The organism is Bacillus cereus group sp. MG4 (genome assembly GCF_040460055.1).
GTDB lineage: Bacteria > Bacillota > Bacilli > Bacillales > Bacillaceae_G > Bacillus_A > Bacillus_A wiedmannii.
In genome coordinates, this window is record NZ_JARVGZ010000001.1 from 3,715,001 (window position 1) to 3,728,047 (window position 13,047).

A 13,047-nucleotide genomic window follows, 5' to 3' on the forward strand; every position below is an offset into this window, starting at 1 on the left:
TCAGGTAACACTGAATGGAGGCCCGAACCCACGCACGTTGAAAAGTGCGGGGATGAGGTGTGGGTAGCGGAGAAATTCCAATCGAACCTGGAGATAGCTGGTTCTCCCCGAAATAGCTTTAGGGCTAGCCTTAAGTGTAAGAGTCTTGGAGGTAGAGCACTGATTGAACTAGGGGTCCTCATCGGATTACCGAATTCAGTCAAACTCCGAATGCCAATGACTTATCCTTAGGAGTCAGACTGCGAGTGATAAGATCCGTAGTCAAGAGGGAAACAGCCCAGATCGCCAGCTAAGGTCCCAAAGTGTGTATTAAGTGGAAAAGGATGTGGAGTTGCTTAGACAACTAGGATGTTGGCTTAGAAGCAGCCACCATTTAAAGAGTGCGTAATAGCTCACTAGTCGAGTGACTCTGCGCCGAAAATGTACCGGGGCTAAATACACCACCGAAGCTGCGAATTGATACCAATGGTATCAGTGGTAGGGGAGCGTTCTAAGTGCAGTGAAGTCAGACCGGAAGGACTGGTGGAGCGCTTAGAAGTGAGAATGCCGGTATGAGTAGCGAAAGACGGGTGAGAATCCCGTCCACCGAATGCCTAAGGTTTCCTGAGGAAGGCTCGTCCGCTCAGGGTTAGTCAGGACCTAAGCCGAGGCCGACAGGCGTAGGCGATGGACAACAGGTTGATATTCCTGTACCACCTCTTTATCGTTTGAGCAATGGAGGGACGCAGAAGGATAGAAGAAGCGTGCGATTGGTTGTGCACGTCCAAGCAGTTAGGCTGATAAGTAGGCAAATCCGCTTATCGTGAAGGCTGAGCTGTGATGGGGAAGCTCCTTATGGAGCGAAGTCTTTGATTCCCCGCTGCCAAGAAAAGCTTCTAGCGAGATAAAAGGTGCCTGTACCGCAAACCGACACAGGTAGGCGAGGAGAGAATCCTAAGGTGTGCGAGAGAACTCTGGTTAAGGAACTCGGCAAAATGACCCCGTAACTTCGGGAGAAGGGGTGCTTTCTTAACGGAAAGCCGCAGTGAATAGGCCCAAGCGACTGTTTAGCAAAAACACAGGTCTCTGCGAAGCCGTAAGGCGAAGTATAGGGGCTGACACCTGCCCGGTGCTGGAAGGTTAAGGAGAGGGGTTAGCGTAAGCGAAGCTCTGAACTGAAGCCCCAGTAAACGGCGGCCGTAACTATAACGGTCCTAAGGTAGCGAAATTCCTTGTCGGGTAAGTTCCGACCCGCACGAAAGGTGTAACGATTTGGGCACTGTCTCAACCAGAGACTCGGTGAAATTATAGTACCTGTGAAGATGCAGGTTACCCGCGACAGGACGGAAAGACCCCGTGGAGCTTTACTGTAGCCTGATATTGAATTTTGGTACAGTTTGTACAGGATAGGCGGGAGCCATTGAAACCGGAGCGCTAGCTTCGGTGGAGGCGCTGGTGGGATACCGCCCTGACTGTATTGAAATTCTAACCTACGGGTCTTATCGACCCGGGAGACAGTGTCAGGTGGGCAGTTTGACTGGGGCGGTCGCCTCCTAAAGTGTAACGGAGGCGCCCAAAGGTTCCCTCAGAATGGTTGGAAATCATTCGTAGAGTGCAAAGGCATAAGGGAGCTTGACTGCGAGACCTACAAGTCGAGCAGGGACGAAAGTCGGGCTTAGTGATCCGGTGGTTCCGCATGGAAGGGCCATCGCTCAACGGATAAAAGCTACCCCGGGGATAACAGGCTTATCTCCCCCAAGAGTCCACATCGACGGGGAGGTTTGGCACCTCGATGTCGGCTCATCGCATCCTGGGGCTGTAGTCGGTCCCAAGGGTTGGGCTGTTCGCCCATTAAAGCGGTACGCGAGCTGGGTTCAGAACGTCGTGAGACAGTTCGGTCCCTATCCGTCGTGGGCGTAGGAAATTTGAGAGGAGCTGTCCTTAGTACGAGAGGACCGGGATGGACGCACCGCTGGTGTACCAGTTGTTCTGCCAAGGGCATAGCTGGGTAGCTATGTGCGGAAGGGATAAGTGCTGAAAGCATCTAAGCATGAAGCCCCCCTCAAGATGAGATTTCCCATAGCGTAAGCTAGTAAGATCCCTGAAAGATGATCAGGTTGATAGGTTCGAGGTGGAAGCATGGTGACATGTGGAGCTGACGAATACTAATAGATCGAGGACTTAACCATATAATATGTAGCAATGTTATCTAGTTTTGAAGGAATATGCCTTCATAGTTTGGTGATGATGGCAGAGAGGTCACACCCGTTCCCATACCGAACACGGAAGTTAAGCTCTCTAGCGCCGATGGTAGTTGGGACCTTGTCCCTGTGAGAGTAGGACGTCGCCAAGCAAAAACCTAAGTCGATTCGACTTAGGTTTTTTTGTGTTTATTTTTATGTATCACCTGTTAAAATTCATAAATTTAGTAATCTTAAAGAATGAAAATGAGGCTATTTAAAGTACTAGCAATGATTTTTTATTTTCTAGGTTTTCCGAGTGTTCCTAAAATAATCTCTATGATAGGAAACGTTATTTCTACCACAAGTATATATTTTAAAAAGTGGGATGATATAAATAAGTATTCAATCATTATTGTCTTCCTTATAAATAAAATGAATATAAACGATATGCTTTATATTAAAGCATACGAAATAAGTATACAAACCGTTATGTGTACAATAGATCTCTAGAAATATATATTCTAATTTCTTATCCTTCTTGCATATAGTTACAATTATTCTTTTGAATATAACTAAAACACGAACGTTATTGATGAGTAATAAAAAAACATTCGATTATTTGTTGACATTGTTTATGAAATATTGTTAATATAGCCATAGAAAGAATAATATATAAGACCTCATATAATCGCGGGGATATGGCCTGCAAGTCTCTACCTAACGACCGTTATTCGTTAGACTATGAGGGAAAGTCACTCGGTATTTTTCTATTCACAAGGGATACGTATGCCTGAGTAGAGCGCTTTCTCTCATAGTAAAAGAGAAACTGTTCTATTTCAGGCTTTTTTTATTTGAATCGGGGGGATTCTAATATGAAATCACTAGTTGGAGTCATAATGGGAAGCACGTCAGACTGGGAAACAATGAAATATGCTTGTGACATTTTAGATGAATTAAATATACCGTATGAGAAAAAAGTTGTATCTGCTCATCGGACTCCGGATTATATGTTTGAATATGCAGAGACGGCTCGTGAACGTGGGTTGAAAGTTATTATTGCTGGAGCTGGTGGCGCAGCGCATTTACCAGGAATGGTTGCAGCGAAAACGAATCTTCCTGTAATTGGAGTTCCAGTTCAATCAAAAGCGTTAAACGGCTTAGATTCATTATTATCCATCGTCCAAATGCCAGGAGGGGTTCCAGTTGCAACTGTTGCAATTGGTAAGGCTGGTTCAACAAATGCTGGTTTACTTGCTGCACAAATACTTGGATCATTCCATGATGATATACATGATGCATTAGAATTGAGAAGAGAAGCGATTGAAAAAGATGTGCGCGAAGGTAGTGAGCTAGTATGACGAGAATCATTTTACCTGGAAAAACAATCGGCATTATTGGAGGCGGCCAGCTAGGAAGAATGATGGCATTGGCAGCTAAGGAGATGGGATATAAAATTGCTGTTTTAGATCCTACAAAAAATTCACCATGTGCACAAGTTGCTGATATTGAAATTGTTGCACCATATGACGATTTAAAAGCAATTCAGCATTTAGCGGAGATTAGTGATGTTGTCACATATGAATTTGAGAATATTGATTATAGATGTTTACAATGGCTTGAAAAACATGCTTACTTACCGCAAGGCAGTCAGTTGTTAAGTAAAACACAAAATCGTTTTACAGAAAAGAATGCGATTGAGAAAGCTGGGCTACCAGTAGCAACGTATAGATTAGTTCAAAATCAAGATCAGCTTACTGAAGCAATTACTGAGTTATCATATCCTTCCGTCTTGAAAACGACGACAGGCGGATATGATGGGAAAGGTCAAGTTGTTTTAAGAAGTGAGGCTGACGTTGATAAAGCGCGAGAGCTTGCGAATGCAGCAGAGTGTATTTTAGAGAAATGGGTGCCTTTTGAAAAAGAAGTATCAGTTATTGTGATTCGTAGTGTAAGTGGTGAAACGAAAGTATTTCCGGTAGCGGAAAATATTCATGTAAATAACATTTTGCATGAATCTATCGTTCCAGCTCGCATTACAGAAAAACTTTCTCAAAAAGCAATTGCTTATGCAAAAGTGCTCGCGGATGAACTAGAACTTGTGGGAACACTAGCGGTAGAGATGTTTGCTACAGCTGATGGTGAGATTTATATTAATGAATTAGCACCAAGACCTCACAATTCAGGACACTATACACAGGATGCATGTGAAACGAGTCAATTCGGTCAACATATTCGAGCAATCTGTAATTTACCTCTTGGAGAAACAAATTTGTTAAAACCAGTTGTCATGGTAAACATTTTAGGCGAACATATAGAAGGGGTCCTAAGACAAGTGAATAGATTAACCGGGTGCTATTTACACTTGTATGGAAAAGAAGAAGCAAAAGCGCAGCGAAAAATGGGGCATGTTAATATTTTAAATGATAATATTGAAGTCGCTCTAGAAAAAGCGAAGAGTTTGCATATTTGGGACCATCAAGAACAACTGTTGGAGGGAAAAAGATGATTAGTCGTTATACACGCCCAGAAATGGGTGCAATTTGGACGGAAGAGAACAAATTTAAAGCGTGGTTAGAAGTTGAGATTTTAGCTTGTGAAGCATGGGCTGAGCTTGGCGATATTCCAAAAGAAGATGTTAAAAAAATTCGTGAGCATGCATCATTTGATATTGATCGTATTTATGAAATTGAAAAAGAGACACGTCATGATGTAGTTGCATTCACTCGTGCTGTATCCGAAACACCAACATTAGGTGAGGAACGTAAATGGGTTCATTACGGTTTAACATCTACAGACGTAGTAGATACAGCGTTATCTTACATCTTAAAACAAGCGAATGAAATCATATTAAAAGACTTAGAAAACTTTGTAAGCATTTTAGCTAACAAAGCGAAAGAGCATAAATACACGATCATGATGGGAAGAACACACGGTGTTCATGCAGAACCAACAACATTTGGTTTAAAACTTGGTCTTTGGTATGAAGAAATGAAACGTAACGTAGAGCGTTTCAAACAAGCTGCTGATACAGTTCGCGTTGGTAAATTATCTGGTGCGGTTGGTACATACGCAAATATCGATCCATTCGTAGAAAAGTATGTTTGTGAAAACTTAGGATTAGAAGCAGCACCAATTTCAACACAAACATTGCAACGTGATCGCCATGCTCATTACATGTCAACACTTGCACTAATCGCAACATCTATTGAAAAGATGGCAGTTGAGATTCGTGGTTTACAAAAGAGTGAAACACGTGAAGTTGAAGAGGCTTTTGCAAAAGGCCAAAAAGGTTCTTCTGCAATGCCACATAAACGTAATCCAATCGGATCAGAAAATATGACTGGTTTAGCTCGTGTTATCCGCGGTTATATGATGACAGCGTATGAGAATGTTCCATTATGGCATGAGCGTGATATTTCTCACTCTTCGGCAGAACGCGTAATTTTACCAGATGCTACAATCGCATTAAATTACATGCTAAATCGCTTTGGTAATATCGTTAAAAACTTAACTGTATACCCAGAGAATATGAAACGCAATATGACAAGAACATACGGCTTAATTTATTCTCAGCGTGTAATGCTTACATTAATCGACAAGGGTATGGTACGTGAAGAAGCTTATGATATCGTACAGCCTAAAGCGATGGAAGCTTGGGAGACACAAGTACAATTTAAAGAGCTTGTAGAAGCTGATGAGCGTATTACGAGCAAGTTATCACAAGAAGAAATTAATGAATGCTTCAACTATGAGCATCATATGCAACACGTTGATACAATCTTTGAACGCCTTGGGTTAAACGAAGCGTAAAATTTCATATGGCACAGAATAGAGTCATTCTGTGCCATTCTTTATAAAAACATTATTCACATTTTTCAAACTACAGGGGGCTTGCGAAATGCAAAAGCTAGAATTGCTGTATGAAGGTAAGGCAAAAAGAATTTATCGTACAGAATCAGCAGATATGGTTTGGGTAGAGTACAAAGATAGTGCGACTGCTTTCAATGGGGAGAAAAAAGAGACGATTACAGGAAAAGGTCGTTTGAACAATGAGATTACAACTTTATTGTTCAGAAAGTTACAAGAAGTAGGAATAAAAACACATTTTGTAGAGAAGTTATCTGAAACAGAGCAACTTGTTAAAAAAGTGAGTATTATTCCTCTAGAAGTTGTCACAAGAAATGTAATTGCAGGAAGTCTTTCAAAACGATTAGGAATGGAAGAGGGAACTGTACTTGCAGAACCAATCGTAGAATTTTACTTCAAAGATGATGATTTAGGAGATCCGCTTGTAACGGAAGATCATATTCGTGTATTAAACGTTGCATCACCAGAGCAAGTAAGCGTATTACGAGATATGGCTCTACAAATCAATCAAGTGTTGATTGATCATTTCGCAAGCTGTCGTGTAAGACTAGTAGATTTCAAATTAGAGTTTGGTGTAACAGATGAAGGAGAAATCATTTTAGCAGATGAAATTTCACCAGATACTTGCCGTTTATGGGATGAAACGAGCAATGAAAAATTTGATAAAGACGTATTCCGTCGTGACCTTGGAAATTTAACAGAAGCTTATGAAGAGATTTTAAAACGTTTAGGGGGAATTTCACATGTATAAAGTTAAGGTATATGTAACGTTAAGAGAAAGCGTATTAGATCCACAAGGAACAGCAGTAAAAGGGGCACTTCATAGTCTTTCGTTCACAGAAGTACAAGACGTTCGAATCGGAAAATATATGGAATTAACAATTGATAAATCAGTATCTGACCTTGACACAAAGGTAAAAGAAATGTGTGAAAAACTATTAACAAACGTTGTAATGGAAGACTTCCGTTATGAAGTTGAGGAGGTTGTCGCACAGTGAAATTTGCAGTCATAGTATTCCCAGGTTCGAACTGTGATGTCGATATGTTCCATGCAATTAAAGATGAGCTTGGTGAAGAAGTAGATTACGTTTGGCACGATAGAGAGAATTTAGATGAATATGATGCAATTTTACTACCTGGTGGATTCTCTTACGGTGACTATTTACGTTGTGGTGCTATTTCTCGCTTTGCTAACGCAATGAAAGCAGTGCAAAAAGCTGCTGAGCAAGGAAAGCCGATTTTAGGTGTATGTAATGGATTCCAGATTCTTGTTGAATCAGGATTACTACCAGGAGCGTTAATGAGAAACGAAAACTTAAAATTTATGTGCCGAACAGTTCAGCTGCGTGTTGAAAATAATGAAACGATGTTTACATCACAATATGAAAAAGATGAAGTAATCAATATTCCAATCGCGCATGGTGAGGGGAATTACTATTGTGATGAAGAGACTCTTAAACAATTAGAAGAGAATAATCAAATCGCATTCCGTTACGTAGAAAATCCGAATGGAAGCGTTTCAGATATTGCTGGTATTGTAAATGAAAAAGGAAATGTACTTGGTATGATGCCACACCCAGAGCGTGCTGTAGATGAATTACTTGGCGGTGCTGAAGGGTTAAAAGTCTTTCAATCTATCTTAAAACAGTGGAGGGAAACATATGTCGTTAATGCTTGAACCAAATCCAACACAAATTAAAGAAGAGCGCATATATGCGGAAATGGGGCTAACAGACGAAGAGTTTGCCATGGTTGAAAAGATTTTAGGCCGTCTGCCAAATTATACAGAAACAGGATTATTCTCTGTTATGTGGTCTGAACATTGCAGTTATAAAAATTCAAAACCAGTACTTCGAAAATTCCCAACAACAGGTGAGCGCGTTCTGCAAGGACCTGGGGAAGGTGCTGGAATTGTAGATATCGGTGATAATCAAGCGGTTGTATTTAAAATGGAAAGTCATAACCATCCTTCTGCTATTGAACCATATCAAGGAGCAGCAACAGGCGTTGGTGGTATTATCCGTGACGTATTCTCTATGGGAGCACGCCCGGTAGCTCTATTAAACTCACTTCGCTTCGGTGAATTACAGTCACCACGTGTGAAATATTTATTCGAAGAAGTAGTGGCAGGGATTGCAGGATACGGTAACTGTATCGGCATTCCGACTGTTGGTGGCGAAGTACAGTTTGATCCATGTTATGAAGGAAATCCACTTGTAAATGCAATGTGCGTAGGCTTAATTAATCATGAAGATATTAAAAAGGGGCAAGCGCACGGTGCTGGAAATACAGTAATGTACGTAGGGGCATCAACTGGTCGTGACGGTATTCACGGTGCAACATTCGCATCTGAAGAGTTATCTGAAAGCTCAGAAGCGAAGCGTCCAGCAGTTCAAGTAGGAGATCCATTTATGGAGAAACTTCTTATTGAAGCTTGCTTAGAACTTATTCAGTCGGATGCACTTGTTGGAATTCAAGATATGGGTGCAGCTGGTTTAACATCATCTTCTGCAGAAATGGCAAGTAAAGCAGGTATGGGTATTGAAATGTACTTAGATGATGTACCACAGCGTGAAACAGGAATGACACCATATGAAATGATGCTATCTGAATCACAAGAACGTATGCTAATCGTTGTGAAAAAGGGTAGAGAGCAAGAAATAGTAGATTTATTTGAGAAGTATGGTCTTGCAGCCGTTACGATGGGGAAAGTAACGGAAGACAAAATGCTTCGCTTATTCCATAAAGGTGAAAAGGTAGCTGAAGTTCCAGCAGATGCTCTTGCAGAAGAAGCACCAATTTATCATAAGCCATCAAAAGAAGCAGCATACTTTGCTGAATTCCAGGCAATGAAAATGGAAACACCAAAAGTAGAAAATTATAAAGAAACGTTATTCGCTCTATTACAACAACCGACGATTGCAAGTAAAGAGTGGGTTTATAATCAATATGATTATCAAGTTCGCACAAGCACAGTTGTTACACCAGGTTCAGATGCAGCAGTTGTACGTGTACGCGGTACAGAAAAAGGATTAGCAATGACGACAGATTGTAACTCTCGCTACATTTATTTAGATCCAGAAGTGGGCGGTAAAATTGCAGTAGCAGAGGCAGCACGTAATATCGTATGTTCTGGGGGAGAGCCACTTGCAATTACAGATTGCTTAAACTTCGGTAATCCAGAAAAACCAGAAATCTTCTGGCAAATTGAGAAATCAGTAGATGGTATGAGTGAAGCTTGTCGTACATTACAAACGCCAGTTATCGGCGGAAACGTATCAATGTATAACGAACGTAGTGGTGAAGCTGTATATCCAACACCGACAGTTGGGATGGTTGGGCTTGTACACGATTTAAAACATGTAACAACACAAGAGTTCAAGCAAGCTGGCGATTTAGTTTATGTAATTGGAGAGACGAAAGCTGAGTTTGGTGGAAGTGAATTACAGAAAATGATTCACGGCAAAATTTTCGGTCAATCACCAAGCATCGATCTAGATGTAGAATTAAAGCGCCAAAAACAAGTATTAGAAGCAATTCAAGCTGGCCTTGTTCAATCTGCTCATGATGTTGCAGAAGGTGGTTTAGCAGTTGCAATTACTGAAAGTGCAATTGGTGCAAAAGGTTTAGGTGCTACTGTGAAATTAGACGGAGAAGCAACAGCGGCATTATTTGCTGAATCACAATCTCGCTTCGTTATAACTGTAAAACGTGAAAATAAAGAAGCGTTCGAGACGGCGGTAGAAGCAATTCAAGTTGGAGAAGTGACAAATACAAATGAAGTAACAATTCATAATGAAGAAAATGAAGTATTACTTACAGCAAATGTAGATGAAATGAGAAAGGCTTGGAAAGGGGCAATCCCATGCTTGCTGAAATAAAGGGGTTAAATGAAGAATGTGGCGTTTTCGGAATTTGGGGGCATGAAAATGCAGCACAAGTTTCGTACTACGGATTGCATAGTTTACAGCACCGTGGACAAGAAGGTGCAGGCATCGTCGTAAATAATGGTGAGAAAATCGTCGGTCACAAGGGGTTAGGTTTAATATCGGAAGTATTTTCAAGAGGTGAACTAGAAGGCTTAAACGGAAAATCAGCAATTGGACATGTACGATATGCGACAGCTGGCGGAAGTGAAGTTGCTAACGTTCAACCATTATTATTCCGTTTTTCTGATCATAGTATGGCATTAGCTCATAACGGAAATTTAATTAATGCAAAGATGCTTCGTCGTGAATTAGAGGCAGAGGGAAGTATTTTCCAAACAAGTTCAGATACAGAGGTACTTTTACATCTCATTAAACGTAGTACGAAAGATTCTTTAATTGAAAGTGTAAAAGAGGCTCTAAATAAAGTGAAAGGTGCGTTCGCATATCTTTTACTAACTGGAAATGAAATGATCGTTGCGCTAGACCCGAATGGATTCCGTCCTCTTTCAATTGGAAAGATGGGAGATGCTTACGTTGTAGCATCAGAAACATGTGCTTTCGATGTAGTAGGTGCAACATACATTCGTGATGTAGAACCAGGTGAATTACTCATCATCAATGATGAAGGAATTCATGTAGATCGTTTTACAAATGAAGTAGATCATGCAATTTGTAGCATGGAGTACATTTACTTTGCACGTCCGGATTCTAATATTGCAGGTATTAACGTCCATGCAGCACGTAAAAACATGGGAAAACGTTTGGCGGCAGAAGCTCCTATTGAAGCTGATGTTGTTACTGGTGTACCAGACTCTAGTATTTCAGCGGCAATTGGTTATGCGGAGGCGACAGGAATTCCATATGAGTTAGGGTTAATTAAAAATCGTTACGTTGGACGTACGTTTATTCAACCCTCTCAAGAACTGCGTGAGCAAGGGGTTAAGATGAAGCTTTCAGCAGTAAGAGGCGTAGTTGAAGGAAAACGAGTTGTGATGATTGACGATTCTATCGTAAGAGGAACGACGAGTAAACGAATTGTTCGTATGCTTCGCGAGGCTGGAGCGACAGAAGTCCATGTAAGAATTGCTTCACCACCTCTTAAGTATCCATGTTTCTATGGCATTGATATTCAAACGAGAAAAGAATTAATCGCAGCAAATAATTCAATAGAAGAAATCCGTCAAATCATTGGAGCAGATTCTTTAACATTTTTAAGTGAAGATGGATTAGTAGATGCAATTGGACGTCCATATGAAGGGAAATACGGCGGTCTATGTATGGCGTACTTCAATGGAGATTATCCAACAGCTCTTTATGATTATGAGCAAGAGCTTTTAGAAAGTATGAAATAAGAAGAAAAAAGCTTCTACTTCTTTTGATGTAGAAGCTAGCTTCTTTCTTAAAACGGCCGGCCCTGGATAGGGAGAAATTAAAAGACGAGGTGTAAATAACGATGGCGAATGCATATAAGCAAGCAGGAGTAGATATTGAAGCTGGATATGAAGCGGTATCTCGCATGAAAAAACACGTACAAACAACAATGAGAAAAGAAGTACTAGGCGGTCTAGGCGGTTTTGGAGGTATGTTTGATCTATCAAAATTTGCATTAGAAGAACCTGTATTAGTATCTGGAACAGATGGCGTGGGAACGAAATTGATGCTCGCTTTTATGGCAGATAAACATGACACAATAGGTATTGATGCAGTAGCAATGTGTGTAAATGATATTGTTGTCCAAGGAGCAGAGCCGCTTTTCTTCCTTGATTATATTGCTTGTGGTAAAGCTGAACCTAGTAAAATTGAAAACATCGTCAAAGGTATATCAGAGGGCTGTCGCCAAGCTGGTTGTGCATTAATTGGTGGAGAAACAGCTGAAATGCCAGGAATGTATTCTACGGAAGAATACGATTTAGCTGGTTTTACAGTTGGAATTGTTGATAAAAAGAAAATTGTAACAGGTGAAAAAATTGAAGCTGGTCAAGTATTAATTGGCTTAGCATCTAGCGGTATTCATAGTAATGGTTATTCTTTAGTACGAAAAGTATTACTAGAAGATGAAGAACTATCTTTAGATCGCATTTACGGACGCTTAGAACTACCTCTTGGTGAAGAATTATTAAAACCAACGAAAATTTATGTCAAACCTATTTTAGAACTATTGAAGAAATATGAAGTATACGGTATGGCGCATATTACAGGTGGCGGATTCATTGAAAATATTCCACGTATGTTACCAGAAGGAATCGGTGCAGAAATTGAATTAGGATCTTGGAAAATTCAACCGATCTTCAGTTTACTTCAAGAAGTGGGAAAACTAGAAGAGAAAGAAATGTTCAATATTTTTAACATGGGTATTGGTATGGTAGTAGCAGTGAAGGAAGAAGAGGCAAAAGATATTGTTCGTCTTCTTGAAGAGCAAGGAGAAACAGCTCGTATTATTGGACGTACTGTACAAGGGACTGGCGTTACCTTCAATGGGGGCACAGCACTATGAGTAGATTAGCAGTTTTTGCTTCTGGAAGCGGCTCTAACTTTCAATCTCTCATCAATGCGGTGGAAGAAAATAGATTAGACGCAGATATTAGTTTATTAGTATGTGATAAACCAGAAGCACGTGCTGTTGGACGGGCACATTATCATCATATTCCATGTTTCGCTTTTTCAGCGAAAGCATATGAGTCAAAAGAAGCATTTGAAAAAGAAATATTAAAGAAGCTAGAAGAGTATGAAATTGATTATGTTATTTTAGCTGGATATATGCGTTTAATTGGACCGACTCTACTAGAAGCTTACGGCGGGAGGATTATTAATATTCATCCATCGCTATTACCGAGTTTTCCAGGGAAAGATGCTGTTGGTCAAGCGTTAGAAGCAGGTGTGAAAGTAACTGGAGTAACGATTCATTATGTAGATGCAGGTATGGATACAGGGCCAATTATTGCGCAAGAAGCAGTGGTTGTTTCTGAAGGGGATACGAGGGAAAGCTTACAAAAGAAAATTCAACAAGTTGAACATAAATTATACGTAAATACAGTGAATCAAATTGTTCAATCTGTGAAAGAACCAACTGTTAACTAACATACAACCAG

10 protein-coding genes, 2 rRNA genes and 1 riboswitch (1 of these 13 running past the window's edge) are annotated in these 13,047 nt (G+C 40.5%); all 12 genes read left to right on the forward strand.

Going from position 1 to position 13,047, the window contains the following annotated elements:
- Positions 1 to 2,168 (forward strand): 23S ribosomal RNA (locus tag QCI41_RS19605); it begins 754 nt to the left of the window's first position.
- Positions 2,169 to 2,216: 48 nt separating this feature from the next.
- Positions 2,217 to 2,332 (forward strand): 5S ribosomal RNA (rrf, locus tag QCI41_RS19610).
- Positions 2,333 to 2,822: 490 nt separating this feature from the next.
- Positions 2,823 to 2,924, forward strand: a riboswitch (purine riboswitch).
- Positions 2,925 to 3,034: 110 nt separating this feature from the next.
- A complete protein-coding gene (gene purE, locus QCI41_RS19615; RefSeq protein ID WP_000839367.1) occupies positions 3,035 to 3,520 on the forward strand; it encodes a 5-(carboxyamino)imidazole ribonucleotide mutase in 486 nt (161 codons plus the stop codon).
- Positions 3,517 to 4,668, forward strand: a complete 1,152-nt coding sequence (gene purK / locus QCI41_RS19620; RefSeq protein ID WP_000196789.1) for a 5-(carboxyamino)imidazole ribonucleotide synthase — start codon at positions 3,517 to 3,519, stop codon at positions 4,666 to 4,668. The genes purE and purK overlap by 4 nt, the downstream gene beginning before the upstream one ends.
- Positions 4,665 to 5,972, forward strand: a complete 1,308-nt coding sequence (gene purB / locus QCI41_RS19625; RefSeq protein WP_000625686.1) for an adenylosuccinate lyase — start codon at positions 4,665 to 4,667, stop codon at positions 5,970 to 5,972. Before purK ends, purB begins: the two co-directional genes overlap by 4 nt.
- Positions 5,973 to 6,060: 88 nt before the next feature.
- Positions 6,061 to 6,780, forward strand: a complete 720-nt coding sequence (purC, locus tag QCI41_RS19630; protein ID WP_001170543.1) for a phosphoribosylaminoimidazolesuccinocarboxamide synthase — start codon at positions 6,061 to 6,063, stop codon at positions 6,778 to 6,780.
- The gene (purS, locus tag QCI41_RS19635; RefSeq protein WP_144504622.1) at positions 6,773 to 7,027 is read left to right on the forward strand and encodes a phosphoribosylformylglycinamidine synthase subunit PurS; all 255 of its coding nucleotides are present in this window, start codon (positions 6,773 to 6,775) and stop codon (positions 7,025 to 7,027) included. The genes purC and purS overlap by 8 nt, the downstream gene beginning before the upstream one ends.
- Positions 7,024 to 7,707 (forward strand): phosphoribosylformylglycinamidine synthase subunit PurQ, encoded by a 684-nt coding sequence (gene purQ / locus QCI41_RS19640; protein WP_000666772.1) that lies wholly within the window; start codon positions 7,024 to 7,026, stop codon positions 7,705 to 7,707. Before purS ends, purQ begins: the two co-directional genes overlap by 4 nt.
- Positions 7,691 to 9,910 carry a phosphoribosylformylglycinamidine synthase II gene (gene purL, locus QCI41_RS19645; RefSeq protein WP_353836886.1) on the forward strand — a complete coding sequence of 740 codons (2,220 nt, stop codon included), beginning with the start codon at positions 7,691 to 7,693 and terminating at the stop codon, positions 9,908 to 9,910. Before purQ ends, purL begins: the two co-directional genes overlap by 17 nt.
- Positions 9,895 to 11,310: an amidophosphoribosyltransferase gene (purF, locus tag QCI41_RS19650; RefSeq protein WP_000879030.1), complete on the forward strand. Its 1,416-nt coding sequence runs from the start codon at positions 9,895 to 9,897 to the stop codon at positions 11,308 to 11,310. Before purL ends, purF begins: the two co-directional genes overlap by 16 nt.
- Before the next feature lie 101 nt (positions 11,311 to 11,411).
- Positions 11,412 to 12,452: a phosphoribosylformylglycinamidine cyclo-ligase gene (gene purM / locus QCI41_RS19655; protein WP_353836885.1), complete on the forward strand. Its 1,041-nt coding sequence runs from the start codon at positions 11,412 to 11,414 to the stop codon at positions 12,450 to 12,452.
- The gene (gene purN, locus QCI41_RS19660) at positions 12,449 to 13,036 is read left to right on the forward strand and encodes a phosphoribosylglycinamide formyltransferase (RefSeq protein WP_000088568.1); all 588 of its coding nucleotides are present in this window, start codon (positions 12,449 to 12,451) and stop codon (positions 13,034 to 13,036) included. The genes purM and purN overlap by 4 nt, the downstream gene beginning before the upstream one ends.
- Positions 13,037 to 13,047: the final 11 nt, after the last annotated feature.

Coding starts and splice junctions, on each gene's coding strand:
- purK (WP_000196789.1), top strand. CDS start 3,517: ATGACGAGAATCATTTTACCTGGAAAAACAATCGGCATTATTGGAGGC.
- purF (WP_000879030.1), top strand. CDS start 9,895: ATGCTTGCTGAAATAAAGGGGTTAAATGAAGAATGTGGCGTTTTCGGA.
- purB (WP_000625686.1), top strand. CDS start 4,665: ATGATTAGTCGTTATACACGCCCAGAAATGGGTGCAATTTGGACGGAA.
- purL (WP_353836886.1), top strand. CDS start 7,691: ATGTCGTTAATGCTTGAACCAAATCCAACACAAATTAAAGAAGAGCGC.
- purS (WP_144504622.1), top strand. CDS start 6,773: ATGTATAAAGTTAAGGTATATGTAACGTTAAGAGAAAGCGTATTAGAT.
- purC (WP_001170543.1), top strand. CDS start 6,061: ATGCAAAAGCTAGAATTGCTGTATGAAGGTAAGGCAAAAAGAATTTAT.
- purE (WP_000839367.1), top strand. CDS start 3,035: ATGAAATCACTAGTTGGAGTCATAATGGGAAGCACGTCAGACTGGGAA.
- purN (WP_000088568.1), top strand. CDS start 12,449: ATGAGTAGATTAGCAGTTTTTGCTTCTGGAAGCGGCTCTAACTTTCAA.
- purM (WP_353836885.1), top strand. CDS start 11,412: ATGGCGAATGCATATAAGCAAGCAGGAGTAGATATTGAAGCTGGATAT.